General features: G+C 60.5%; 21 protein-coding genes and 5 tRNA genes. 17 read left to right on the forward strand and 9 right to left on the reverse strand.

Annotation, left to right across the window (positions count from 1 at the left end; all coding sequences use genetic code 11):
* Positions 1 to 40 precede the first annotated feature (40 nt).
* Positions 41 to 1,795 carry a L,D-transpeptidase family protein gene (locus ACEN83_RS09620; protein ID WP_495580110.1) on the forward strand — a complete coding sequence of 585 codons (1,755 nt, stop codon included), beginning with the start codon at positions 41 to 43 and terminating at the stop codon, positions 1,793 to 1,795.
* Between the two features lie 305 nt (positions 1,796 to 2,100).
* On the opposite strand, the gene ACEN83_RS09625 is transcribed toward ACEN83_RS09620, so the two are convergent.
* Positions 2,101 to 2,568, reverse strand: a complete 468-nt coding sequence (locus tag ACEN83_RS09625; protein ID WP_116582057.1) for a hypothetical protein — start codon at positions 2,566 to 2,568, stop codon at positions 2,101 to 2,103.
* Positions 2,569 to 2,780: 212 nt separating this feature from the next.
* Here ACEN83_RS09625 and ACEN83_RS09630 point away from each other — a divergent pair, with 212 nt between their 5' ends.
* On the forward strand, positions 2,781 to 4,352 hold the full coding sequence (locus ACEN83_RS09630; RefSeq protein ID WP_495580111.1) for a sensor domain-containing diguanylate cyclase: 1,572 nt from the start codon (positions 2,781 to 2,783) through the stop codon (positions 4,350 to 4,352).
* A gap of 112 nt (positions 4,353 to 4,464) precedes the next feature.
* A complete protein-coding gene (locus ACEN83_RS09635) occupies positions 4,465 to 5,871 on the forward strand; it encodes a DUF1254 domain-containing protein (RefSeq protein ID WP_495580112.1) in 1,407 nt (468 codons plus the stop codon).
* Positions 5,872 to 5,906: 35 nt separating this feature from the next.
* On the opposite strand, the gene ACEN83_RS09640 is transcribed toward ACEN83_RS09635, so the two are convergent.
* Positions 5,907 to 6,233, reverse strand: coding sequence for a hypothetical protein (locus ACEN83_RS09640; protein ID WP_495580113.1), 327 nt, complete (start codon positions 6,231 to 6,233; stop codon positions 5,907 to 5,909).
* Positions 6,234 to 6,589: 356 nt separating this feature from the next.
* Here ACEN83_RS09640 and ACEN83_RS09645 point away from each other — a divergent pair, with 356 nt between their 5' ends.
* Both ACEN83_RS09645 and ACEN83_RS09650 read left to right on the forward strand, forming a co-directional pair.
* On the forward strand, positions 6,590 to 7,384 hold the full coding sequence (locus ACEN83_RS09645) for an exodeoxyribonuclease III (protein ID WP_495580114.1): 795 nt from the start codon (positions 6,590 to 6,592) through the stop codon (positions 7,382 to 7,384).
* Between the two features lie 113 nt (positions 7,385 to 7,497).
* Complete coding sequence (locus ACEN83_RS09650) at positions 7,498 to 8,328, forward strand: arylamine N-acetyltransferase family protein (RefSeq protein WP_495580115.1); 831 nt, start codon at positions 7,498 to 7,500, stop codon at positions 8,326 to 8,328.
* Positions 8,329 to 8,383: 55 nt separating this feature from the next.
* Here the strand turns inward: ACEN83_RS09650 and ACEN83_RS09655 are convergent, their stop codons facing one another.
* Positions 8,384 to 8,689, reverse strand: a complete 306-nt coding sequence (locus tag ACEN83_RS09655) for a BrnA antitoxin family protein (protein ID WP_495580116.1) — start codon at positions 8,687 to 8,689, stop codon at positions 8,384 to 8,386.
* Positions 8,690 to 8,692: 3 nt separating this feature from the next.
* The gene (locus ACEN83_RS09660; RefSeq protein ID WP_495580117.1) at positions 8,693 to 8,974 is read right to left on the reverse strand and encodes a BrnT family toxin; all 282 of its coding nucleotides are present in this window, start codon (positions 8,972 to 8,974) and stop codon (positions 8,693 to 8,695) included.
* Positions 8,975 to 9,229: 255 nt separating this feature from the next.
* On the opposite strand from ACEN83_RS09660, the gene ACEN83_RS09665 reads away from it, so the two are divergent.
* Entirely contained in the window at positions 9,230 to 10,747 is a 1,518-nt protein-coding gene (locus ACEN83_RS09665) for a nucleobase:cation symporter-2 family protein (protein WP_007978657.1), read from the forward strand.
* A 177-nt stretch (positions 10,748 to 10,924) separates the two neighbouring features.
* Here the strand turns inward: ACEN83_RS09665 and ACEN83_RS09670 are convergent.
* Positions 10,925 to 11,000 (reverse strand) — tRNA-Asn (locus tag ACEN83_RS09670).
* 227 nt (positions 11,001 to 11,227) lie between these two features.
* Here ACEN83_RS09670 and ACEN83_RS09675 point away from each other — a divergent pair.
* Entirely contained in the window at positions 11,228 to 11,458 is a 231-nt protein-coding gene (locus ACEN83_RS09675; protein WP_116582050.1) for a hypothetical protein, read from the forward strand.
* Here the strand turns inward: ACEN83_RS09675 and ACEN83_RS09680 are convergent.
* Together ACEN83_RS09680 and ACEN83_RS09685 are read right to left on the reverse strand one after the other, a co-directional pair.
* Positions 11,455 to 11,664 carry a hypothetical protein gene (locus ACEN83_RS09680; RefSeq protein WP_116582049.1) on the reverse strand — a complete coding sequence of 70 codons (210 nt, stop codon included), beginning with the start codon at positions 11,662 to 11,664 and terminating at the stop codon, positions 11,455 to 11,457. The genes ACEN83_RS09675 and ACEN83_RS09680 overlap by 4 nt on opposite strands.
* Positions 11,665 to 11,876: 212 nt before the next feature.
* The gene (locus tag ACEN83_RS09685) at positions 11,877 to 13,073 is read right to left on the reverse strand and encodes an amino acid aminotransferase (RefSeq protein WP_007978664.1); all 1,197 of its coding nucleotides are present in this window, start codon (positions 13,071 to 13,073) and stop codon (positions 11,877 to 11,879) included.
* Positions 13,074 to 13,408: 335 nt separating this feature from the next.
* On the opposite strand from ACEN83_RS09685, the gene uvrB reads away from it, so the two are divergent.
* Positions 13,409 to 15,424: an excinuclease ABC subunit UvrB gene (uvrB, locus tag ACEN83_RS09690; protein WP_495580118.1), complete on the forward strand. Its 2,016-nt coding sequence runs from the start codon at positions 13,409 to 13,411 to the stop codon at positions 15,422 to 15,424.
* 128 nt (positions 15,425 to 15,552) lie between these two features.
* Here the strand turns inward: uvrB and ACEN83_RS09695 are convergent, their stop codons facing one another.
* Together ACEN83_RS09695 and ACEN83_RS09700 are read right to left on the reverse strand one after the other, a co-directional pair.
* The gene (locus ACEN83_RS09695; RefSeq protein WP_495580119.1) at positions 15,553 to 17,103 is read right to left on the reverse strand and encodes an MDR family MFS transporter; all 1,551 of its coding nucleotides are present in this window, start codon (positions 17,101 to 17,103) and stop codon (positions 15,553 to 15,555) included.
* Entirely contained in the window at positions 17,093 to 18,181 is a 1,089-nt protein-coding gene (locus tag ACEN83_RS09700; RefSeq protein ID WP_495580120.1) for an HlyD family secretion protein, read from the reverse strand. The genes ACEN83_RS09695 and ACEN83_RS09700 overlap by 11 nt, the downstream gene beginning before the upstream one ends.
* 231 nt (positions 18,182 to 18,412) lie before the next feature.
* Between ACEN83_RS09700 and gltX the strand changes: the two genes are divergently transcribed.
* The 9 genes from gltX (at position 18,413) to ACEN83_RS09745 (ending at position 23,847) form a co-directional block, all read left to right on the forward strand.
* A complete protein-coding gene (gene gltX / locus ACEN83_RS09705; protein WP_104449650.1) occupies positions 18,413 to 19,894 on the forward strand; it encodes a glutamate--tRNA ligase in 1,482 nt (493 codons plus the stop codon).
* 246 nt (positions 19,895 to 20,140) lie between these two features.
* Positions 20,141 to 20,216, forward strand: a tRNA-Ala gene (locus ACEN83_RS09710).
* A gap of 79 nt (positions 20,217 to 20,295) precedes the next feature.
* Positions 20,296 to 20,371 (forward strand) — tRNA-Glu (locus ACEN83_RS09715).
* 53 nt (positions 20,372 to 20,424) lie between these two features.
* Positions 20,425 to 20,500: transfer RNA gene (locus tag ACEN83_RS09720), tRNA-Ala, on the forward strand.
* Between the two features lie 80 nt (positions 20,501 to 20,580).
* Positions 20,581 to 20,656, forward strand: a tRNA-Glu gene (locus ACEN83_RS09725).
* A 184-nt stretch (positions 20,657 to 20,840) separates the two neighbouring features.
* Positions 20,841 to 21,380 (forward strand): TetR/AcrR family transcriptional regulator, encoded by a 540-nt coding sequence (locus tag ACEN83_RS09730; protein WP_007978672.1) that lies wholly within the window; start codon positions 20,841 to 20,843, stop codon positions 21,378 to 21,380.
* A gap of 30 nt (positions 21,381 to 21,410) precedes the next feature.
* Positions 21,411 to 22,244, forward strand: coding sequence for an alpha/beta fold hydrolase (locus ACEN83_RS09735; protein ID WP_495580121.1), 834 nt, complete (start codon positions 21,411 to 21,413; stop codon positions 22,242 to 22,244).
* Between the two features lie 48 nt (positions 22,245 to 22,292).
* Positions 22,293 to 22,730, forward strand: a complete 438-nt coding sequence (locus ACEN83_RS09740) for an acyl-CoA thioesterase (protein ID WP_104449648.1) — start codon at positions 22,293 to 22,295, stop codon at positions 22,728 to 22,730.
* A 157-nt stretch (positions 22,731 to 22,887) separates the two neighbouring features.
* Positions 22,888 to 23,847, forward strand: coding sequence for a tRNA dihydrouridine synthase (locus tag ACEN83_RS09745; protein WP_495580122.1), 960 nt, complete (start codon positions 22,888 to 22,890; stop codon positions 23,845 to 23,847).
* The last annotated feature ends 64 nt before the right edge of the window (positions 23,848 to 23,911 follow it).

Raw genomic sequence — 23,911 nt, forward strand, 5'->3', positions numbered from 1 at the left:
CAAAGCTGGCGCCGTTGAATCAGGGGATTAAGGATTATCCATGGTGCAATTAACAAGGTCATTCGTCATAAGCCGCATTTTTTTTATGGGCTTTCTGATCAGCGGTGCTGCATTTGCGCAAACTTCGCCGATTGAGCCGGTATCTGCCGCGAGCAGCATAAGCGATGCCGCGGCGCCCGACGATGCGGTCGGCCAGGCGATTCAGGCAACGCTGGAACCGCTGCGCTCGGCCTTTCCGCCGTTGCTCACGGCAAGGCGCAATCAGCGTGCGGACGTCAGCCGGGTGGTGCTGGATTTCTATATGCATCGCAACTATCGCGCCGCGTGGACGGATGATCGTGATGTGGTGCAGTTGCTCAAGAGTCTCGAAGACACCCGGATCGACGGCCTGACCCCGACGGATTTCCGTATCACCGAACTGGCCCAGGCCCATGAATCGCTGATGGCCGCCATGCCTTCCACGGCGCAGCGGGCGATGTTCGACATGGCGGCCACGCGTACCTTCATCACCGCGCTGCTGCAATTGCGCCGGGGCAAGGTCGATCCGTCGCGGCTGGACATTCACTGGAATTTCGATCCTTCCGGTGGCGGTGCCCGCGATGACATGGACAACCTGTTCGCCGCTCTCGATGCCCATGACGTGGCACGTGCATTCGCCGAGGCGCCTCCCCAGGAAGAGATTTACCGCAATTTGCGCGAAGGCCTGGCCCGGTTGCGCCAGGTGCGTGATGCGGGTGGCTGGCCGAAAGTCACCGAAGGCCAATCGCTCAAGCCCGGCATGGATGGGGTGGCGGTCGGACAATTGCGCGCGCGCCTGGTGGCGGGCGGGTACCTGGACCCGCACCTGGCGAAAAAAACCGGTTACGACGACAAGGTCATTGCAGCGGTGAAGAAGTATCAGACCGAGCAATACCTGGGAGCCGACGGCGTGGCGGGGGCGGCGACGCTGGCGGCGCTGAACGTGCCGGTCGAGGCGCGGATCGATCAGGTGCGGGTCAACATGGAGCGCGCCCGCTGGCTGTTGTACAAACTTCAGGGCACGTTCGTGATCGTCGATATCGCTGGCTACAAGGTGGCGATGTACCGCGACGGTCTGCCGATCTGGCGTTCGCGGGTGCAGGTCGGCAAGCCGGTGCGCAGTACGCCGGTGTTCCAGGCCGAAATCACCTACATCACGTTCAACCCGACCTGGACCGTGCCGCCGACCATCCTCAAGCAGGACGTGATTCCGAAAGTCCAGAACGATCCTGGCTATCTGGCGGCCAACCGGATTCGTGTGCTTGATCGCGAAGGCAATGTACTCGATCCATCGGACGTTGACTGGAGCAACCCGCGAGGCATCCACCTGCGTCAGGATGCCGGGCCCGACAGTTCGTTGGGGCAGGTGGTGATCCGCTTCCCCAACGACTATGCGATTTACCTGCATGACACGCCGCACCGCGAGCTGTTTGCCAAGACGGTGCGGGCCACCAGCTCGGGTTGCATCCGCGTGGAAAACCCGCTGCAACTGGTCGAGTTGTTGTTCAACGACCCGGTGCGCTGGAACAGTGCCGGGATTCAAAAACAGTTGGCCAATGGCCGGACCGAGAATATCCAGCTGCCGGTGAAGGTGCCGGTGCTTCTGGCCTATTGGACCGTGGACCTGAGCAATGACGGGCGGGTGACGTTCAAGCCGGACATTTATGATTACGACACCCGGGTGTTGCAGGGCTTGAGTCAGCCGACGAAATTGCCTCCCCTGGACTTGCGTCGGGCAGAGATCCCGCTGGTGGTGACGGGGCAGGGCCAACAGTAACCAAAGCTGGCTCCTACAGTTTCAGCGTGGGCACGACCCCTTGTGGGAGATGGCTTGTCGGGTCGCCGCATCGCAGCGATGGTCGTTAACGATTACGCGTGTGAACTGGATAAACGCGGCGCACTCGAGTCCATCGCCAGCAGGCTGGCTCCTACAGTTTCAGCGTGGGCACGACCCCTTGTGGGAGCTGGCTTGCCAGCGATGGACGTTAACGATAACGCGTGTGAACTGGATAAACGCGGCGCACTCGAGTCCATCGCCAGCAAGCTGGCTCCTACAGTTTCCCGAACCCTTTGGCAACCTTCCTAAAGCGCCAACCCTTGTTGCACCACGACAAGCAGATCACTTTCTGTCAGCGCCACCGCATCCAGCTGAGCCGTGGCTTGCTCGATCGTTTGTAGCCACCAGTGTGTTTCGCCGTGTTCGTCCAAGGTGCGCAACAGGGCGAACTCGTTGCCCGGGGAGTGAATCTCGACGCGTCCCTCGCCATCGGCGGTGAAGCGTGCAACCGGGTCAAAGGTCATGCTGTGCCCGTTGCCGGCGATGACCAACTGGTCGATGGCGTAATCGTAAGTGTCACCATCGGCATGACGTTCGATCACGTGGGTGGCGTTGCGCCGCAGGACCAGGCCCGCTTCGGTCAAGGGCAGCAGCCAGTGCTCTATCCGTTGATACAGTTCGTAGACCTGGCCCGGCCAGCCATCGATCGCCTGATCCGCGCTGGTCAGCCCTGTCTGTTTCAATTTTGCAGCGAGCTCGTCTGCCTTGCTCATGTCGATTCCCTGTATGGAGGTCAGTCTAATCGTAGCTCGTTGAGGCGCAGGCAGTGCTGCCCTGGGTCATGTTTGCACCACCATCACCGGGCAGGCGTGAGACCGCCGGGCAAGTGGTTGCCCCTTTGTCGTGGATAACCCCGTAAACTACGGCCCACAAAAACTGAGGGCTTTGGGCCGTTGTCCATGCTTGCCCCCGAAAGGATGAACGTTTGCCCACGCGCTTTAACAACCCGGACCACGCCCCTGGCGTTGTATTGAAACGCATACCGCTGCGCAAGGCCGCGGTGTTGTTCATTGCCACGGTGTGCCTGTGCCTGTGCGGTCTGCTCTACCTGCAACTGGAGCAGTCCCGTCGCCATGACCTGAGCCTGGCGCAAGTGGCGTCTTCGAACTTGACGCGGGCCATGGCGCAGCAAGCCGAAGACACCTTCATGAAAGCTGACCTGGTGCTGACCAGCCTGGTGGACTGGATTCAGGTCGACGGTTTCGGCCAGGACATGCGCCCCCGCTTGCAGCAGACCTTTGCCCGGCGGGTGCTGGCACTGGATCAATTGCACGGCATCCTGTTGTTCGACCAGAAGGGCCAGTGGGTGGTGACCTCGTTTGAAAACCTGCCCCGGGGGACCGGGGTCGCGGATCGCGAGTACTTCAAGTATCACCAGCAGAACGTATCGTCGGTGGCGCATATCGGCCCGGCCATCCGCAGTCGGGAAAACGGCGAGTGGATCATCCCGATTTCCAAACGGGTCAACGACAGGAACGGGCATTTCCAGGGCGTATTGCTGGCCGGCATCAAGATGTCGTACTTCGACCAGTTCTTCAAAAGCTTCAGCCTGGACGACAACGGCTCGATGTTTCTCGGCCTGACCGATGGCACCTTGTTGGCGCGTCGACCTTTTGTAGAAGCGCAGATCGGCGTGTCGCTGGCCCAGGGCGAGATCTTCCAGAAGTTCCTGCCACTGGCCAACTCAGGCAATGCGATGTTCACGTCCATCATCGATGGAGTGACACGCCTGTACGGTTACCGCCAGCTGGAGGCGTACCCGCTGGTGGTCGCCGCGGCGTCGTCCACGCAGACCATTCTCGCGGACTGGTACGACACGGCGTTCCGCTCCAGCCTCATCGTTGCCCTGGTGCTGCTGGGCGTGGGGCTGTTCGGGTGGGTGTTCCTGCATCAGGTGCGTGTTGGCGAGCAGGTCGAGTCGGATTTGCGCAGGGCCCAGCAAGCACTGGAGCTGATCGCCACGCATGACAGCCTGACCGGCCTGGCCAACCGCCGGTTGTTCGAGCGGGCGATGGACGTCGAGTTCGGGCGCGGTGCCCGGCAGGCAAGCTCCTTGAGCCTGATCATGCTCGATATCGATTACTTCAAGCGCTACAACGACACCTACGGCCACGTGGTGGGGGATCACTGCCTGGCCGAGGTGGCACGCGCGCTGAAGAGTTGCTGCCACCGCAAGGCCGATCTGGCGGTGCGTTACGGCGGTGAAGAGTTTGCGGTGCTGCTGCCCGACACCGACATCCATGGCGCCATGACGATTGCCGAGCAGATTCGTCGCAGTGTCATCGACAAGAACATCACTCACACCGGCTCGCCCAATGGCTACGTGACGGTCAGCCTGGGTTGCTATTCGTTCGTGCCCGCGGGCCGGGACAGCATGGACGTGTTTGTCGAGCGGGCGGATGCGGCGTTGTATCAGGCCAAGCATTCGGGACGGAACCGCGTGGCTACGTTGTCGATGGCCGGGGCTGGCGAGGCGTTGATGCGCTCCGACCGTTGAAGTGCTTTTGCTGCCGGTGGTCCGTCTTCCGGGTCCGTCAGAATTGATCGTCTAGAGTTCCGTTAGCGCTGTCGAACCCGGCAGGCTCCCCCACGTAAGGACGATCGCCAACATGTTGCTACTTCAAACGTTGACAGCCGTTGCTCTGACCGTCGCAGCCGCTGCCATTTTTCCGCTGGTCAGCCAAGCGCAACCGAAAATCACCGCCGAAGAAGCGCATGCCATCGGCGTGGATGCCTACATCTATTTTTACCCGCTGCTGAGCATGGACGTCACCCGCAAGCAATTCACCAACATTGAGCCGGGCAAGGAATTCGGCAAGGGTCCGATGAACATGTTTGTCAGTGTGCCGCAGTACCCACCAGCCGATTTCAAAGGGGTGGTGCGCTCAAACTTCGACACCTTGTATTCGATTGCCTGGCTGGACTTGAGCAAGGAGCCGCTGGTGATCGCTGCGCCGAATACCGATGGACGCTTCTACCTGCTGCCAATGCTCGATATGTGGAGCGACGTGTTCGCATCGCCGGGCTGGCGCACCACGGGCACCGAGGCCGGACAATTCCTCGTGACGCCACCGGGCTGGGCGGGCGCGGTGCCTGCCGGGATGAGCCATCTGCCGGCGCCAACGCCCTTTGTCTGGGTCATCGGCAGGACCAAGACTGACGGTGCAGAGGATTACGCGGCGGTGCACAAGATCCAGGCCGGCTACACGGTGACGCCGTTGTCGCGCTTAGGTAAGGAACCTGAAGCCGTCACCGTGAAAGTCGACCCTGCGGTGGACATGAAAACGCCACCGAAGATTCAGGTCGACTCCATGTCGGCTGCCGATTACTTCACTTACGCTGCCGAGTTGCTGAAGGTGAACCCGCCGCACAGCACCGACCAGCCAATGCTGGCGCAGATCAAGCGCCTTGGAATCGAAGTCGGCAAGTCGTTCAGCATGGACGCGCTGGACCCGCAAATCCAGGCCGTGCTGCAAAGGGTGCCCCAGGATGCGCAGGCCTTGATGGCCTGGAAAGTGCCGACCCTGGCACGGGAGGTCAATGGCTGGTCGATGAACACCGACACCATGGGCGTCTACGGCAACTATTACCTCAAGCGTGCCATCGTTACGCAGGTGGGGCTCGGCGCCAACCTGCCCGAGGACGCGATTTATCCGTTGAATATCGGCGACAGCAACGGCAAGCCACTCAATGGCGCGCACAAATACGTGTTGCATTTCAGCAAGGGCGAGACACCACCGGTTAACGCTTTCTGGTCGATCACCCTGTACGACCCGCAAGGTTTCCAGGTCGGCAACTCACTCAACCGTTTTGCAGTCAGTAGCTGGATGCCGTTCAAGCACAACGCCGATGGCTCGCTGGACCTCTATTTCCAGAACGAAAGCCCCGGCAAGGATCTGGAGGCCAACTGGCTGCCGGCGCCCAAAGGCTCATTCAATCTGACCATGCGCTTGTACGGCCCGAAAGCCGAGGCGTTGAATGGCCAATGGAACCCGCCGGCGATCAAGCCGATGTAGGTATCAGCTGACAAAAAGCGGCCAATGGCGGCATGTCATTGGTTGCCTTTGCCTGTCCAGCTACCCGTGCCGCCGCCAGCACCGCCGGTTCCGCCACCGGGTGCACCGGTGCCTCCACCCGCGCCACTGCCCGGACCATTGACGCCGGTGCTGCCCATTGACGAGCCGGGGCTCTTTGCGCGCCCGTTGTTACCCGAGGGATCGCTGGGCCTGTTGCTGTCTGGCAGCATGGTTGAACTGCGGGTGGCGCCGGGTGCCGTACTGGTCGTACCAGGCCCCTCGCCGGACGCAGCAAAGATGGCCACGGACGTAGCCGACATCCATGTGGCCATGAGCAGCGAAGTCATTTTTATGTTCATCATGGTCGTCTCCAGGATGAGTCATTGCCTGATGTCAGTGTGACAGGGCACGTGGTAGGTGCCGATCCGGTTGACGAGTGGCGCGGGGCCCTGGTGGGCCACCGATCCATGGCCAAGCGAGAATCTTGTGGGAGCGGGCTTGCTCGCGAAGACGTCGGCCCATTCAGCATTGATGTTGGCTGACACTGCGCATTCGCGAGCAAGCTCCCACATTTGATCTGTGCCGGACGGGAAATTGCGGACACCCTCGAATCGACAAGCTTGCGCTCAAGGTGCTGCCGCCCCCGGGACCACGGATGCAACCACCGAAAGGGGCAGGTGTCACAGTTCAGGCACCTCGCCTTCAGGAGTGTCCATTCATGAAGAAGCTGCGGATCGCCACGTTCAACGTCAATGGCCTGCGCGCCCGGCTGCCCAACCTGTTGGCCTGGCTTGAACGGGAAAAACCGGACATCGCCTGCTTGCAGGAGTTGAAGGCAGTGGACAGCGCATTCCCGGCTGCCGAGCTTGAAGCGCTCGGCTACGGCGCTATCTGGCAGGGGCAGGCGTCATGGAACGGCGTGGCGATCCTGGCGCGGGATGCGCAGCCGCTGGAGAGCCGGCGCGGGTTGCCCGGCGATGACAGCGACAAGCACAGTCGTTATCTGGAAGCCGCGGTCCACGGGGTTCTGGTGGGTTGCCTGTACCTACCCAACGGCAACCCACAGCCGGGGCCGAAATTCGAGTACAAGCTGGCGTGGTTCGAACGGCTTATCCGTCATGCGCAGACACTTCAAGGCAGTGAGCATCCGGTGGTGCTGGCGGGCGACTACAACGTGGTGCCCACCGACCTGGATATCTATAACCCGCGCTCATGGCTCAAGGACGCCTTGCTGCAGCCGGAGAGTCGCGAGTGCTACCAGCGCTTGTTGGAGCAGGGCTGGACCGATTCATTGCGGCACTTGCATCCGCAGGATCGGCTCTACACATTCTGGGATTGCTTCCGCCAGCACTGGCAGAAAAACTCCGGCCTGCGCATTGATCATTTGCTGCTCAACCCGGCCTTGAGTCCGTATCTGCAAGACGCCGGGGTAGATGCCTGGGTGCGCAATGAGCCCCACGCCAGCGACCATGCGCCGACCTGGATTCAATTGGGTTCGCGCAAGCGGCGTTGAGTTTTTCCTGACGAGCGATTGGCTAAATCAATTGTCGGTGGCCGTACCCGATCCCGTATACATAGCGACCATTGGCGGAGCAATCCGCCGCTTGCGTGCAAAAGGATTGAACGATGAGCGAGCCACGCCTGACTGACCGTGCTTTGTATCTGCAACGCCTGGGGTTCGATGCACCCCCGGCACCGACGCTGGAAACCTTGCGCCAGCTGCAATTGCGCCATACCGGCGTTTTCCCGTTTGAAAACCTCACCACGTTGTCCGGCGAACCGGTGCTGATCGACCTGCCGTCCATCGAGCAGAAGGTCTTGCACGCGGGGCGTGGCGGTTACTGCTACGAACTCAACAAGCTGTTTCTGGCCTTGCTTCAGGAATTGGGTTTCGACGCCCGCGCCATCAGCGGTCGGGTGGTGATGGGGCAACCGGAGGGCGCCTGGACGGCCCGGACCCATCGCCTGAGCCTGGTCATCATTGACGACGTACGCTACATCACCGACGTCGGCTTCGGCGGCATGGTGCCGACCGCGCCACTGCTGCTCGATTCCCGCGCCGAACAACTCACCCCGCACGAGCCGTATCGCATCGACCTGCACGTCGACGGTTTTACCCTGCGCGCCAATGTGGCCGGTGAATGGCGAGCGATGTACATCTTCGACCTGCAACGCCAGGAAGATATCGATTTTGCTGTGGGCAACTGGTACGTCTCGACCCACCCCGAGTCGACTTTCGCCAGGCAGTTGATGGTGGCGCGCACCGGGGAGGGCTGGCGCCGTACGCTCAACAACGGCAGCTTCGCTATTCACCGGATCGGCCATGACAGCGAGCGGCGGGAGGTGACGGATGTGCAGGAACTGATTGGGCTGCTGGGCAGTGAGTTCGGCATCCGCGTACCGGAGCAGGCGCAATTGGTGAAGACGCTGGAGCGATTGATCGCAGCGCCGCAATAGCGGGCTGATCGCAGACATCACAAAGGGCGGGTCGGATTGATCGGCCCTTTGCGCTTCAGGGCTGAACACCCGGCGCCATCACCCGTTGGATTTCGCGCAAGGCCTCTGCCAGTTTCTGCTCCAGGCCCTTGAGTTCGGCAGGCGTGAGGGGTTGTTTCAGTTTTGCCGTCTTGCCTTCGTTGAGCAGGGCCCGGCGCAACGTATTGTTGATCGCCGTCTGGTAGCCGTACCCCTCGTGTTCTGCCAGTGCGCGGGCCGCTTCGATGACGGCGTCATCGAGCATGATGGTAATGCGGGTCTTGCCTTTGGCGGGCGCCACGGCCCCGCGCCTGGCGTCACTGAAGTCGTATTCGTCTTTCATCTGTCATGTCTCCAGATACTGACGGCGCTCGCTTTTGGTGGCGATGCGCGCGGAAATGATTCGAACGAAATTCGGATCGCGGCAGGTGTACGCGACGACCAGCAAACGGCCTTTGGCATCCAGCCCCAGGGTGATCCAGCGTTGTTCATCGTGGTGGTTGTCCTCGATGGTCAGCGCTCGTTCGTCATGGAATACCGCTTCAGTCTCTGCGAGGCTGATGCCTTGGTGCTTGAGTTTGTTGGCTGCGTTCTTTGCCTTGTGGAACTGAATGTCGAATGGCTTCATTATGCATACTTTATATGTATAAAAAAGAGGCGAGTCATACCGATGGTCGCCAGGAATTCGAAAGACTAGTCAGCACTGGGGGGGAGGCAGCGAGGGATGTATTTCAAGGTTTTTGGCGGGGGCAGGAGGGTGGGTATCAGGCGGGAATGGACAAGTATCCATTTTGTGACTGATAAGTTGTATACAACTCTATAGACATTTGTCCTATGTCTTGCATACAGTGTGCGCATAACAAAAACCAGGGAACCCCCTACCATGAAAACGCCCCATGTTTCACACCAACGGCCCGAGGACGAAAACCTAGGGATCGGCGCGAATATGGCTTATGGCCTGCAACATGTTCTGACCATGTATGGCGGTATCGTCGCTGTGCCATTGATCATCGGCCAGGCGGCCGGGCTCTCGCCAGCGGACATCGGTTTGTTGATTGCTGCTTCATTGTTTGCGGGGGGGCTGGCAACGCTGCTGCAAACCCTGGGTCTACCGTTTTTTGGTTGTCAATTGCCGCTGGTGCAGGGCGTATCCTTCTCCGGCGTCGCGACCATGGTGGCGATTGTCAGCAGTGGCGGGGAGGGCGGGTTCCAGTCGGTGTTGGGGGCGGTGATAGCGGCGTCCCTGATCGGATTGCTGATAACCCCGGTGTTCTCGCGTATCACCAAGTTCTTCCCGCCGCTGGTGACCGGCATCGTGATTACCACCATCGGCCTGACGCTGATGCCGGTAGCCGCGCGCTGGGCCATGGGCGGCAACAGCCACGCAGCGGATTTCGGCAGCATGGCGAATATCGGTCTGGCGGCGGTGACGCTGGTGCTGGTGCTGCTGCTGAGCAAAATCGGCAGTGCGACCATCTCCCGCCTGTCGATCCTGCTGGCCATGGTCGTCGGTACAGTGATCGCGGTGTTCCTCGGCATGGCGGATTTCTCGTCAGTGACCCAGGGCCCGATGTTCGGCTTCCCGACGCCGTTCCACTTCGGCATGCCAACCTTCCACTTTGCTGCGATCCTGTCGATGTGCATCGTGGTGATGGTGACGCTGGTGGAGACCTCGGCCGACATTCTGGCGGTCGGTGAGATCATCGGCACCAAGGTGGACTCCAAGCGCCTGGGCAATGGCCTGCGCGCCGACATGCTGTCGAGCATGTTCGCGCCGATCTTCGGATCCTTCACCCAGAGCGCCTTTGCCCAGAACGTAGGGCTGGTGGCGGTCACCGGCATCAAGAGCCGCTATGTGGTGGCCACTGGCGGTCTGTTCCTGGTGCTCCTCGGCTTGCTGCCCTTCATGGGCCGGGTTATCGCCGCCGTGCCGACCTCGGTACTGGGTGGTGCCGGCATCGTGCTGTTCGGCACCGTCGCGGCCAGCGGCATCCGGACCTTGTCCAAGGTCGACTACCGCAACAACGTCAATCTGATCATTGTTGCCACCTCGATCGGCTTCGGCATGATCCCGATCGCGGCACCGAGCTTCTACGATCACTTCCCAAGCTGGTTCGCGACCATTTTCCATTCGGGCATCAGTTCGTCGGCGATCATGGCCATCGTGCTGAACCTGACCTTCAACCACCTCACTGCCGGTAACTCCGACCAGCAATCGGTGTTTGCGGCCGGTACCGAGCGGGTGCTGCGTTATCAGGATCTGGCAGCGTTGCGCGAAGGGGACTACTTCAGCGACGGCAAACTGCACGATTGCGACGGCAAGGAGATTCCGGTGGTTGAGGTGGACCACGGGCATGGCGAGCCACACGCGGTGCATGCGAAAAGCAGTGAGCATGTCTGACGTTCGCAGCGACTGAAAAAAGGGCCGATCTGTTGAATGGACAGATCGGCTTTTTTTATGGATCAAAAGATCGCAGCCTGTGTAGGAGCTGTCGCAGGCTGCGATCTTTTGATATTTATATCGGCCACAAAAAAGCCCCTGGATCTTTCGATTCAGGGGCTTTTTTGTGTTGCTGTCTGGCTCCACGACCTGGACTCGAACCAGGGACCCAGTGATTAACAGTCACTTGCTCTACCAACTGAGCTATCGCGGAATGGCGCGTATCTTACTGATTCAAAAAGAGAAGTCAAGCATCGAATAATAAATGGAGCGAATTATCGGGACGGGCGGTGGTTTAGCGGCGATTGACGGTTACCAGGATCGCCCCAGAGGTCTACCATGGCCGCCCGGAAGTGGTGACACGCGCTGCCGGCCATTCGCCGAAAAGGTACGCGCCATGAATCATTCGATCCTCCAACCTCGACACCACGGGGTGCACCCATGAGCATCTCTCAGATCAGCCTGCCCAAGGGTGTCGGCCCCCATGCCGAAAAGTTGTTTGACGCCATCACTCAGGCCGGCACCGCTGAAGCATTGAACCGTGCGGGTGGCAAGGCCGAAGGTTTCGTCCTGGGGCTGGAAAGCACCAAGGCGATCAAGAGTCAGATCGCCGAATCGCTGTATGTCGCCTACGACGACGCTGCCAGCCAGCGTGCGTCCGAACTGGCTTAACCGCCGAAGGTAATGGTGCCAAGCATCAGTTTGGCATACAGCATCGTGGCGCCCAGTTGCACCAGCCACAGGGCCAGGCCGCCGAGGAATACACCGGCAGCGACTTGCATTACCAGGTTGTTGCCGCGTTTGGCCGGGGCGCGGGGGGTGAAGCGATCCAGGTCATCCAGGTCATCGCGGTCGGCGCGCAGGTCATCGTTTTTCATGTGGGATCTCGTAGGTCATTCAGGTGTACGCAAACCTGTGGGAGCGGGCTTGCTCGCGAATGCGATCTGACTGAGACATCGGTGTTGGAGCTGCTGGCCCTTTCGCGAGCAAGCCCGCTCCCACACGTTGATCTGATTCAGTCTAGGGGAATATCGATGGTCCATAAAAAACGGGAAGCCACAGGCTTCCCGTTTTTCATTTCAAGGCTGAATCAGATGACCTGGACAATCGCGTCCGTCACCACCTCGATGTTGCTCTGGTTCAGCGCGGCCACGCAGATGCGGCCGGTGTCCAGGGCGTAGATGCCGAACTCGTTGCGCAGGCGATGAACTTGCTCAACGCTCAAGCCGGAGTAGGAGAACATGCCGCACTGACGACCGACGAAGCTGAAATCGCGCTGAGGCGCTTTTTTGGCCAGCAGGTCGACCATCTGGGTACGCATGCCACGAATGCGCAGGCGCATTTCGGCGAGTTCGGCTTCCCACTGGGCGCGCAGTTCCGGGCTGTTCAGCACGGCAGCGACAACGCTGGCACCGTGGGTCGGCGGGTTGGAGTAGTTGGTACGGATCACGCGTTTGACCTGCGACAGCACGCGCGCGCTTTCTTCTTTCGATTCGCTGACGATCGACAGGGCACCGACGCGCTCGCCATACAGCGAGAACGACTTGGAGAACGAGCTGGAAGCGAAGAAAGTCAGACCCGACTCGGCGAACAGGCGCACGGCAGCGGCGTCTTCGTCGATGCCATCGCCGAAACCTTGATACGCCATGTCGAGGAACGGCACGTGGCCTTTGGCTTTGACGACTTCCAGGACGTTTTTCCAGTCGGCCGGGCTCAGGTCCACGCCGGTCGGGTTGTGGCAGCAGGCGTGCAGCACAATGATCGAGCCGTTTGGCAGCGCGTTCAGGTCTTCCAGCATGCCGGTACGGTTCACGTCGTGGGTCGCGGCGTCGTAGTAGCGGTAGTTCTGCACCGGGAAACCGGCGGTTTCGAACAGGGCGCGGTGGTTTTCCCAGCTCGGGTCGCTGATCGCCACGACAGCGTTCGGCAGCAGTTGCTTGAGGAAGTCGGCACCGATTTTCAGAGCGCCAGTACCGCCAACGGCCTGGGTGGTGATGACGCGGCCAGCGGCGAGCAGTGGCGAATCATTGCCGAACAGCAGCTTTTGCACGGCCTGGTCGTAGGCGGCGATGCCGTCGATTGGCAGGTAGCCACGGGAAACGTGTTGAGCGGCGCGAATCGTTTCGGCTTCGACAACGGCGCGCAGGAGTGGAATTCGCCCCTCCTCGTTGCAGTAAACACCGACCCCCAGGTTGACCTTGTTGGTACGGGTATCGGCGTTGAATGCTTCGTTGAGGCCCAGGATTGGATCGCGTGGTGCCATTTCGACAGCGGAGAACAGGCTCATTATTGCGGCGGCTCTGAATGGAGAGTGGAGGGACGTGTCGCGCTCCAGCCGAATGCACTAGAGCGGTGCACAAACGGGGAGCTAGTATAGAGGCCATCGGCGATGGCTGGCGACAGGCGATTGACCTTTTAAGGCAAGTTTTTCCGATTATTTATCGACCGTCAGTCGAATGGTGTCGGCAAAGGTTTTGCGTGATGCAGGACGTTTGCCTTGAAAGCGCTGGCAATCGGCTCCACATTGAGCACAATCCAGTTTTTTCCTCGGGCGACATCGGTCGTTTGCGGTCTTTCTCGTTCGTGTCGGTTTGTCCGGCAAGAGTGATCCAGAGGTATTTCATGTCTGAATTCCAGCTAGTCACCCGTTTCGAGCCCGCCGGCGATCAGCCGGAAGCCATCCGCCTGATGGTCGAGGGCATCGAGGCCGGGCTGGCGCACCAGACGCTGCTCGGTGTGACCGGCTCGGGCAAGACCTTCAGCATCGCCAACGTGATCGCCCAGGTGCAGCGCCCGACGCTGGTGCTGGCGCCGAACAAGACCCTGGCGGCGCAGTTGTACGGCGAGTTCAAGGCGTTTTTCCCGAACAACGCGGTGGAGTATTTCGTTTCCTACTACGACTACTACCAACCCGAAGCCTACGTGCCGTCCTCGGACACCTTCATCGAGAAAGATGCCTCGATCAACGACCACATCGAGCAGATGCGGCTGTCGGCGACCAAGGCATTGCTCGAGCGCAAGGACGCGATCATCGTCACCACGGTGTCGTGCATCTACGGCCTGGGCAGCCCGGAAACCTATTTGAAGATGGTGTTGCACGTGGATCGCGGCGACAAGCTCGACCAGCGTGAGTTGCTACGGCGCCTGGCCGACCTGCAATACACCCGCAACGACATGGAATTCGCCCGCGCGACCTTCCGTGTGCGCGGCGATGTGATCGATATCCACCCGGCGGAATCGGATTTCGAAGCGATCCGCATCGAACTGTTCGACGATGAAGTGGAAAGCCTGTCGGCATTCGATCCGCTGACCGGCGAAGTGATCCGCAAGCTGCCGCGCTTCACTTTCTACCCGAAGAGCCACTACGTCACGCCCCGGGAAACCCTGATGGGCGCGGTCGAAGGCATCAAGGTCGAGTTGCAGGAACGCCTGGAATACCTGCGCTCCAACAACAAGCTGGTGGAAGCCCAGCGCCTGGAGCAGCGCACCCGTTTCGATCTGGAGATGATCCTCGAACTGGGTTACTGCAACGGCATCGAAAACTATTCGCGCTATCTGTCCGGTCGCGAAGCTGGCGCGGCGCCACCAACCCTTTACGATTACCTGCCGGCCGATGCCTTGCTGGTGATCGATGAATCTCACGTCAGCGTTCCGCAGGTGGGCGCCATGTACAAGGGCGACCGCTCGCGCAAGGAAACCCTGGTCGAATACGGTTTCCGCCTGCCTTCGGCCCTGGACAACCGGCCGATGCGTTTCGATGAATGGGAAAGCATCAGCCCGCAGACGATTTTCGTCTCGGCGACGCCGGGCAACTATGAAGCCGAGCACGCCGGGCGCGTGATTGACATGGTGGTGCGCCCGACCGGGCTGGTGGACCCGCAAATAGAGATCCGCCCGGCACTGACCCAGGTCGACGACTTGCTGTCGGAAATCACCAAGCGTGTCGCTCTGGAAGAGCGGGTGCTGGTCACGACGCTGACCAAGCGCATGGCCGAAGACTTGACCGACTATCTGGCCGACCACGGCGTGCGCGTGCGCTACCTGCACTCGGATATCGACACCGTGGAACGGGTCGAAATCATCCGCGACTTGCGCCTGGGCACCTTCGATGTGCTGGTGGGCATCAACCTGTTGCGCGAAGGCCTGGACATGCCGGAAGTGTCGCTGGTGGCGATCCTCGATGCCGACAAGGAAGGCTTCCTGCGTTCCGAGCGCTCGCTGATCCAGACCATCGGCCGGGCGGCGCGTAACCTCAATGGCCGGGCGATTCTGTATGCCGACCGCATCACGGGTTCCATGGAGCGGGCGATCGGCGAAACCGAGCGTCGTCGCGACAAGCAGATTGCCTTTAACCTGGCCAATGGCATCACGCCCAAAGGCGTGTTCAAGGATGTCGCCGACATCATGGAAGGCGCCACAGTGCCCGGCTCGCGCAGCAAGAAGCGCAAGGGCATGGCCAAGGCCGCCGAGGAAAACGCCAAATACGAAGCCGAATTGCGCTCGCCGGGCGAGATCGCCAAGCGCATCAAGGGGCTGGAAGAGAAGATGTACCAGCTCGCTCGCGACCTGGAATTCGAGGCCGCGGCACAGATGCGCGACGAAATTGCCAAGTTGCGCGAGCGGTTGATTACCGTCTGAAACACGCCAATTGATGGCCGGACAATTCCCCCTGTAGGAGCTGCCGCAGGCTGCGATCTTTTGATCTTGATCTTAAAAAAATCAAAAGATCGCAGCCTGCGGCAGCTCCTACACAAGGTAGCGGTGTATCAATGGGCCTCGCCGGCCTTCAACCCCGCCGGCAATTTCCGGGTCAGCAACACCGCCAGCATGCTGATCCCCAGCGCAATCCCGACAAAATGAAACGCATCGTTGTAGGCCATGATCGACGCCTGTTGATGCGCGATCTCGCTGAGTTTGCCCAATGCCGCCGTTTCACTGCCCAACCGGTCGGTCAGCGAGACAATGCGCTCGGCCACCTGCGGATTGCTCGGCACGATGGACTCACGCAGGTAATCAAAATAAACCTTGGTCCGCGCATCCAGCAGCGTGGCGAGCAGGGCGATGCCGATGGCCCCGCCGAGGTTGCGCAGGATGTTGAACAGGCTCGAGGCCGACCCTGCATCCTGGGGCAGGATGTAGGACGTCGCGATCAGCGAGATGGTGACCATGATCAGCGGCTGGCCCAGGGCGCGGATGATCTGGATCTGATTGAACTGCGGTCCGGCAAAGTCCGGGTTCAGCACACCCGAAGAGAAGCTCGCCAACCCGAATAGCCCGAAGCCCAATGTACACAGCCATTTCGGCGAGACGAACTTCATCAGTTTGGGCACCAGCGGGATCAGAAACAGCTGCGGCACCCCCATCCACATGATCACTTCGCCAATCTGCAGAGCGTTGTAGTTCTGGATTTGCGCCAGGTACAGCGGCAGCAGGTAGATCGAGCCGTACAGCCCAACCCCCATGCCGACGCTGGAAATACTGGACAAGCCGAAATTGCGGTTGCCGAGGATGCCGAGGTTGATCAACGGATTGGGTTTGGAAAACTGCACGATGACGAAGGTGATCAGGCTGACCAGCGCGATGCTGCCCAGGGTCACGATCAGGCTGGATTCCAGCCAGTCCTTGCGATGGCCTTCCTCCAGGAATACCTGCAGACAACCGAGCCCGACGCCGAGGGTGAGAATGCCGGCGTAGTCGGTGCTTTTCAGCAATTCCCAGTGTGCTTCTTTCTTCTCCAGACCGTACATCAGGCCGGCGATCATGATCAAGCCGGGCGGGATGTTGATGTAGAAGATGTATTCCCAGCCCCAGTTCTCCGTCAGCCAGCCGCCGAGGGTCGGGCCGATGGAGGGCGCGAAGGTGGCGGTCATCGCGAACATGGCCATGCCTTTGGCGCGGTGGTGTTCCGGGAGCTTGATCAGGGTCAGGGTGAACGCCAGCGGAATCAGCGCGCCGCCGGTAAACCCCTGCAGGGCGCGAAACACGATCATGCTCTCCAGGCTCCAGGCCATGGAGCAGAGCAGGGAGGCCGCGAGAAAACCGAGGGACACCCACACCGCCAGGCGTCGCGCCGACAACAACTGCACGAGCCAGGCAGTGAGCGGGATCATGATGATCTCCGCCACCAGGTAGGAGGTGGAAATCCATGAGCCTTCCTCCAGGGTCGCCGATAGCGCGCCCTGGATATCCTTGAGCGAGGAATTGGTGATCTGGATATCCAGCACCGCCATGAAGGCACCGAGCATCACGCTCATCACCGCGATCCAGTCCCGCCGGGTCGGTTCGCCGACCGGGCGGATCAGTTGATCACCGGCCATCGTCGGCGGCGTCTTTGCTGCTCACTGTGGGGGTGACGTCTGCCGGGGCATCCTTGATGTTCACCTTGGCGGTCACCGACATGCCCGGACGAATCTTGCCGCGCAGTGGGTTGTCGGCGGCGAAGGTCAGTTTTACCGGAATCCGTTGCACGACTTTGGTGAAGTTGCCCGTGGCATTGTCTGGCGGCAACAGGCTGAACTGCGCGCCCGAGGCGGCGAACAGACTGTCGACGCGGGCTTCGATCGGCGTGTCGCTGTAGGCGTCGAAGGTCAGCTCGGCTTTCTGGCCGGGCTGCATGTGGCCGATCTGGGTTTCCTTGAAGTTGGCCTGAATCCAGATGTCTTCGTCCGGCACGATCGACAGCAGGTAAGCGCCGGCCTGCACGTATTGGCCTTCGCGGGCAGCGCGCTGGCCGATCAGGCCGCTGATGGGGGCGTGGATTTCGCTGCGGGTCAGGTTCAGTTCGGCCTGGGCCAGGTCGGTTTTTGCGTTGGCGATCTGCGCGTCCAGGCGTTTGATCTCGGCGGTCAGCGCGTTGACTTGCTGGCGCTGACTTTGCGCATCGGCCTGGGCCTTGGCCACTTGCGAGCGGGCAATGTGGGATTCGGCGGAGAGGGTGGTCACCCGCTCTTCCGAGACATAACCGGGTTTGCGCAAGGTCTCGGCGCGGGTCAGGTCGATCTGCGAGCGGCCCAGACTGGCCTGGCTGGACGCGACTTGCGCTTCGCTGGCGGCAATCAGGCTGGCTTGCTGGGTCAGCTTGCTCTGGGCTTGCAGGCGCTCGGCCTGGCGGGTGGCCAGGGCGGCATTGGCGCGGTCGACAGCGAGGCGGAAGTCGTCGCCTTCGAGTTTGATCAGCAACTGGCCCTTCTCGACATGCTGGTTGTCCTGCACCAGCACCTGATCGATGCGCGCGCCCAGCTGGCTCGACACACGGGTGATCTCGCCCTGGACATAAGCGTTGTCGGTGCTTTCATAAAAGCGCCCCTTGAAGAACCAATGGGCAAACAGGCCCCCGGCAATCAACAGGACCATCAGCAGGAATGTAAAGAGGCGACGCTTGAGTTGGGCAGGCATGTGGCAAACTGTAGTCGAGAAATTGTAAGGGAAGTTATCAGCAGGCAAATCTGGCATACAGCCGATAAGTGGTAAATGCCATCGGCGGATATTCGGCCATTCACCGCGTCATAGGGGCGTTACAGACGCAACCTTGGCTTAAATGCCCTGTTCGCTGGAGCCGGGCGGGTGTCGCCTGTTACCATTCGCGCCTAGTTTGAACTTCGCTTTTTTTTCTTTTCGAGACATGCCATGACCACCGTCCGCACTCGCATCGCGCCATCGCCTACTGGGGATCCCCACGTAGGTACCGCCTACATCGCCTTGTTCAACTACTGCTTTGCCAAGCAGCATGGCGGTGAGTTCATCCTGCGGATCGAAGACACCGACCAATTGCGTTCGACCCGCGAGTCCGAGCAGCAGATTTTCGACGCCTTGCGCTGGCTGGGGATCGACTGGAGCGAAGGCCCGGACGTCGGCGGCCCGCACGGTCCGTATCGGCAAAGCGAGCGCGGCGATATTTATCAGAAGTATTGCCAGCAACTGGTCGACATGGGGCATGCCTTCCCGTGCTTCTGCACCGCCGAAGAGCTGGACCAGATGCGCGCCGAGCAGATGGCTCGCGGGGAAACCCCGCGTTACGACGGCCGCGCGCTGCTGCTGTCCAAGGAAGAAGTCGCCCGTCGCCTGGCCGCTGGCGAACCCCATGTGATCCGCATGAAGGTGCCGAGCGAAGGCGTCTGCGTGGTGCCGGACATGCTGCGTGGCGACGTCGAGATCCCGTGGGACCGCATGGACATGCAAGTCCTGATGAAGACCGACGGCCTGCCGACGTACTTCCTGGCCAACGTGGTCGACGATCACCTGATGGGCATCACCCATGTATTGCGCGGCGAAGAGTGGCTGCCATCGGCACCGAAGCTGATCCTGCTTTACGAGTACTTCGGCTGGGAACAACCGGAGCTGTGCTACATGCCGCTGCTGCGTAACCCGGACAAGAGCAAGCTGTCCAAACGCAAGAACCCGACCTCGGTGACGTTCTACGAGCGCATGGGCTTCATGCCGGAAGCGATGCTCAATTACCTGGGCCGCATGGGCTGGTCGATGCCGGACGAGCGCGAGAAATTCTCGTTGCAGGAAATGGTCGACCACTTCGACCTGAAGCGCGTGTCCCTCGGCGGGCCGATCTTCGACATCGAGAAGCTGTCCTGGCTGAATGGCCAGTGGCTGCGTGACCTGCCGGTGGAAGAGTTCGCCGCGCGCGTGCAGAAGTGGGCGTTCAATTCCGAATACATGATGAAGATCGCACCGCACGTGCAGGGCCGGGTCGAAACCTTCAGCCAGGTGGCACCGCTGGCCGGGTTCTTCTTTGCCGGTGGCGTGAATCCGGACGCCAAGCTGTTCGAATCCAAGAAACTGTCGGGTGATCAGGTCCGTCAGTTGATGCAGTTGATCCTGTGGAAGCTCGAAAGCCTGCGTCAGTGGGAGAAGGACAGCATCACCGCGACCATTCAGGCCGTGGTCGAATCCCTGGAGTTGAAGCTGCGTGATGCCATGCCGCTGATGTTTGCCGCGATCACCGGCCAGGCGAGTTCGGTGTCGGTGCTCGATGCGATGGAAATCCTCGGTCCGGACCTGACCCGATTCCGTCTGCGCCAGGCCATCGATCTGCTGGGCGGTGTGTCGAAGAAAGAAAACAAAGAGTGGGAAAAGCTGTTGGGCGCCATCGCCTAACTGCTCCTGATCCCCTGTAGGAGCTGCCGCAGGCTGCGATCTTTTGACGTTGGCTTCTAAAAGATCGCAGCCTTCGGCAGCTCCTACAGGTCTGTGTTGCGTGTAAACCTCCCGAATTTCCGGGGGGAGGGCGGTAAGTGGTTGTTATGCCGACAAAAAATTTTGAAAAATTTCAAAAATAAGTTTGACAGGCTTTCGATACGCCCTTAAGATTCGCCCCGTCCTCAGCGATGACATCAACGATGAGGGGCTATAGCTCAGCTGGGAGAGCGCTTGCATGGCATGCAAGAGGTCGACGGTTCGATCCCGTCTAGCTCCACCAATTTACACTTCAAGGCCTGGCCACACCGGCCTTGAAGCGATCAGCTCTCAGCACTGATCAGTTGTATAGAAGGGTTTGCGTCCCCTTCGTCTAGTGGCCTAGGACACCGCCCTTTCACGGCGGTAACAGGGGTTCGAGTCCCCTAGGGGACGCCAGTTTTACAGAAGCGATGTTGCAAGATGTCGCTCCGCCGCGAGGCGAAAAATCCGGGGCTATAGCTCAGCTGGGAGAGCGCCTGCATGGCATGCAGGAGGTCAGCGGTTCGATCCCGCTTAGCTCCACCAATTTTACAGTTCAAGGTCTGGCCACACCGGCCTTGAATCGATCAGCACTCAGCACTGATCAGTTGTATAGAAGGGTTTGTGTCCCCTTCGTCTAGTGGCCTAGGACACCGCCCTTTCACGGCGGTAACAGGGGTTCGAGTCCCCTAGGGGACGCCACGATTACCCGCTCTGCGGGATTTATAAGGGTCATTCAATTATTGAATGGCCCTTTTGTTTGTCTGGCGTTTGGCCAAATTCCTCCATTTCCAAAAAAACTGTTCTTCAGACCAGCGGTCACGCCCATGACTTGCTAAAATTTATTATGAGAATAATATTTCAATCGTAATATTCGGAGGCAACGATGAACGATAAAAAAGCTCAAACCCGCGAGCGCATCCTCAAGGCTGCCAGCGCAGCGCTGATTCAGCGCGGCCCGGCCGAGCCAAGCGTGGGCGAAGTGATGGGCGCGGCGGGCCTGACGGTCGGCGGCTTCTACGCACACTTCGAAAGCAAGGACGCGATGATGCTCGAGGCGTTCAAGCAATTGCTCGGTCACCGCCGCGACCTGATTGCCGACATGGATGCGCAGTTGACCGGTGAAGAGCGCCGGGCGCTGGTGGCCGCGTTCTATCTGTCGCGCAAGCACCGTGACTCCTCCGAATCGGCCTGTCCGATCCCGGCATCGGTCGGCGAGCTGGGGCGGCTGCCGGAAGCGTTTCGTGTCGCCCTGAATGAGCATGTGGAATTGATGGTCGCGCAGTTGGCGGCCAGCCCTGAAGAAACCGAAAAAGCCCTGGCCGATATGGCCTTGATGGTGGGTGGGCTGGCTCTGGCGCGGGCGCTGGGGCCGGGCGAGTTGTCCGATCGATTACTGCGCGCCGCCAAATCGGCAGTGCGTTGACCCTGAAGGCTGCGGCCTGAGGAGAATGCGATGAGCGCGTTAAAGTGGGTTCGTGGCGTTAATGGCACCTTGGGCTGGTTTGCCCCGAAACTGGTCGCGAGCAAAATGCGACTGGCCTTCATGACTCCGCGGGACCTGCCGCCCCGTGACTGGGAACTGCCGCTGTTAGCGCGATCCGAGCGCATTACCCTGCGGTTTGGCCTGTCGGCGCTGCGCTGGGGGCAGGGGCCGGCCGTGCTGCTGATGCACGGCTGGGAAGGCCGGCCAACGCAGTTTGCCAGCCTCATCACCGCGCTGGTCGATGCCGGTTACTCGGTCGTCGCCCTGGATGGTCCGGCCCACGGCCGCTCACCGGGCAAGGAGGCGAATGTGGTGCTGTTTGCTCGCGCCATGCTTGAAGCCGCTTCCGAACTGCCGCCGCTGCAAGCGGTCATCGGCCACTCCATGGGTGGCGCCAGTGCCATGCTCGCGGTCCAGTTGGGTTTGCGTACCGAAACCCTGGTGAGCATTGCCGCCCCGGCGCGGATTCTCGGCGTACTGCGTGGTTTCGCCCGTTATGTCGGGCTGCCGCCGAAGGCTCGCTCGGCGTTCATTCGTCAGGTGGAGAATGATGTCGGCATGCGCGCCGCGATGCTGGATGTCGCGCACTATCAACTCGATATGCCCGGCCTGATCGTTCACGCCGAAGATGATGACTTCGTCCCGGCCAGTGAGTCGGAATTGATCCACGAAGCGTGGTTCGACAGTCGCCTGCTGCGCTTGAAGGAGGGTGGTCATCAGCGCGTATTGGCCGACCCCCGAGTGATTGATGGCGTGTTATCACTGCTGGCCGGTCGCAGTCTGCAATCACGCCAATCCGCTTGAGCTTCCGTTACACTGCCCCGGTCGAAATCATCTGACCGGGAGTGGGGCATGGGCTGGGATCGGGAAACGCCATTTATCATTGATCTGCAAGTGGACGCCGAGGACATTGACGGGCTGGGACACGCGAACAACGCGGTCTACGTGACCTGGCTCGAGCGCTGCGCCTGGCGCCACTCCCAACGCCTTGGCCTGGATCTGGTCGAATACCGGCGGCTGGACCGGGCGATGGCGGTGGTGCGCCACGAGATCGATTACCTGGCCGCGGCCTACGAAGGCGACGAACTGCAATTGGCGACCTGGATCGTCGATTGGGATCAGCGCCTGAAAATGACCCGGCACTTCCAGCTGATTCGCCCCAGCGACAATGCAACGTTGCTGCGCGCGCAAACCACGTTCGTCTGCATCGAGCTGTCCACCGGCAAACCCAAGCGCATGCCGACGGAGTTCATCGAAGGCTATGGCCCGGCGCTACTCACCCCAGCCTGACACAATCCTTGTAGGAGCTGCCGCAGGCTGCGATCTTTTGCTCTTGATTTTTTAAGATCAAAAGATCGCAGCCTGCGGCAGCTCCTACACAGGGGTTTACCTTTTCATTGCTGAAACCCAGTAAACTGCCGCACGTTTTTCCTCGAGTGTGTTTTTCATGCAAATTGCTTTGGCGCCCATGGAGGGGTTGGTCGACGACATCCTGCGCGATGTGCTGACCCGCGTGGGTGGTATTGACTGGTGCGTGACCGAGTTCATTCGGGTCAACGACCAGTTGCTGACGCCTGCCTATTTCCACAAGTTCGGCCCGGAGCTGCTCAACGGTGCCCGGACAGCCTCTGGCGTGCCGCTGCGTGTGCAACTGCTCGGTTCCGATCCGGTGTGCCTGGCGGAAAATGCCGCGCTGGCGTGCGAGCTGGGTTCGGAAGTGATCGACCTGAACTTCGGCTGCCCGGCCAAGACCGTCAACAAATCCCGTGGTGGCGCGGTCCTGCTCAAGGAACCCGAGCTGCTCAACCAGATCGTCGAGCACGTCCGTCGTGCCATCCCCGCGCACATTCCGGTCACCGCCAAGATGCGCCTGGGCTTCGACAGCCCGGACGGTTCGCTGGTGTGTGCCACGGCCCTGGCCGAAGGCGGTGCGGAACATATCGTGGTGCACGCGCGGACCAAGGTCGATGGCTACAAGCCGCCGGCGCACTGGGAGTGGATTCCGCGGGTGCAGGAGGTGGTCAAGGTGCCGGTGTTCGCCAATGGTGATATCTGGAGCGTCGAAGACTGGCGCCGTTGCCGCGAGATCAGTGGCGTGGAAGACATCATGCTCGGTCGCGGCCTGGTCTCGCGCCCCGATCTGGCCAAGCAGATCGCCGCTGCCCGGGCCGGTGAAGAGGTCGTGGAGATGACCTGGAGCGAACTGCTGCCGCTGATCCAGGACTTCTGGCTGCAAGCCAAGGCGCAGATGACGCCACGCCAATCGCCGGGTCGCCTGAAGCAATGGCTGGCGATGCTGACCCGCAATTATCCCGAGGCGGTAGAGCTGTTCACCGTCCTGCGTCGTGAGACCGAACTGGATAACGTCTCGCGTTTGTTGGGGCTGCCGGTGGCTGAAGCCGCCTGAGGCTCTTTTAAAAAAAGTGGAAAATAAGCTCTTGAAATGCAATCGGCGGTCCCTATCTAAGGGT

This window comes from Pseudomonas sp. Pseusp49 (genome assembly GCF_059491875.1).

What these genes read in the sequence shown, in the direction of transcription:
- ACEN83_RS09620 (WP_495580110.1), top strand. Translation starts at nt 41, where the DNA reads ATGGTGCAATTAACAAGGTCATTCGTCATAAGCCGCATTTTTTTTATG.
- ACEN83_RS09625 (WP_116582057.1), bottom strand. Translation starts at nt 2,568, where the DNA reads ATGAGCAAGGCAGACGAGCTCGCTGCAAAATTGAAACAGACAGGGCTG.
- ACEN83_RS09635 (WP_495580112.1), top strand. Translation starts at nt 4,465, where the DNA reads ATGTTGCTACTTCAAACGTTGACAGCCGTTGCTCTGACCGTCGCAGCC.
- ACEN83_RS09640 (WP_495580113.1), bottom strand. Translation starts at nt 6,233, where the DNA reads ATGATGAACATAAAAATGACTTCGCTGCTCATGGCCACATGGATGTCG.
- ACEN83_RS09645 (WP_495580114.1), top strand. Translation starts at nt 6,590, where the DNA reads ATGAAGAAGCTGCGGATCGCCACGTTCAACGTCAATGGCCTGCGCGCC.
- ACEN83_RS09650 (WP_495580115.1), top strand. Translation starts at nt 7,498, where the DNA reads ATGAGCGAGCCACGCCTGACTGACCGTGCTTTGTATCTGCAACGCCTG.
- ACEN83_RS09655 (WP_495580116.1), bottom strand. Translation starts at nt 8,689, where the DNA reads ATGAAAGACGAATACGACTTCAGTGACGCCAGGCGCGGGGCCGTGGCG.
- ACEN83_RS09660 (WP_495580117.1), bottom strand. Translation starts at nt 8,974, where the DNA reads ATGAAGCCATTCGACATTCAGTTCCACAAGGCAAAGAACGCAGCCAAC.
- ACEN83_RS09665 (WP_007978657.1), top strand. Translation starts at nt 9,230, where the DNA reads ATGAAAACGCCCCATGTTTCACACCAACGGCCCGAGGACGAAAACCTA.
- ACEN83_RS09675 (WP_116582050.1), top strand. Translation starts at nt 11,228, where the DNA reads ATGAGCATCTCTCAGATCAGCCTGCCCAAGGGTGTCGGCCCCCATGCC.
- ACEN83_RS09680 (WP_116582049.1), bottom strand. Translation starts at nt 11,664, where the DNA reads ATGAAAAACGATGACCTGCGCGCCGACCGCGATGACCTGGATGACCTG.
- ACEN83_RS09685 (WP_007978664.1), bottom strand. Translation starts at nt 13,073, where the DNA reads ATGAGCCTGTTCTCCGCTGTCGAAATGGCACCACGCGATCCAATCCTG.
- uvrB (WP_495580118.1), top strand. Translation starts at nt 13,409, where the DNA reads ATGTCTGAATTCCAGCTAGTCACCCGTTTCGAGCCCGCCGGCGATCAG.
- ACEN83_RS09695 (WP_495580119.1), bottom strand. Translation starts at nt 17,103, where the DNA reads ATGGCCGGTGATCAACTGATCCGCCCGGTCGGCGAACCGACCCGGCGG.
- ACEN83_RS09700 (WP_495580120.1), bottom strand. Translation starts at nt 18,181, where the DNA reads ATGCCTGCCCAACTCAAGCGTCGCCTCTTTACATTCCTGCTGATGGTC.
- gltX (WP_104449650.1), top strand. Translation starts at nt 18,413, where the DNA reads ATGACCACCGTCCGCACTCGCATCGCGCCATCGCCTACTGGGGATCCC.
- ACEN83_RS09730 (WP_007978672.1), top strand. Translation starts at nt 20,841, where the DNA reads ATGAACGATAAAAAAGCTCAAACCCGCGAGCGCATCCTCAAGGCTGCC.
- ACEN83_RS09735 (WP_495580121.1), top strand. Translation starts at nt 21,411, where the DNA reads ATGAGCGCGTTAAAGTGGGTTCGTGGCGTTAATGGCACCTTGGGCTGG.
- ACEN83_RS09740 (WP_104449648.1), top strand. Translation starts at nt 22,293, where the DNA reads ATGGGCTGGGATCGGGAAACGCCATTTATCATTGATCTGCAAGTGGAC.
- ACEN83_RS09745 (WP_495580122.1), top strand. Translation starts at nt 22,888, where the DNA reads ATGCAAATTGCTTTGGCGCCCATGGAGGGGTTGGTCGACGACATCCTG.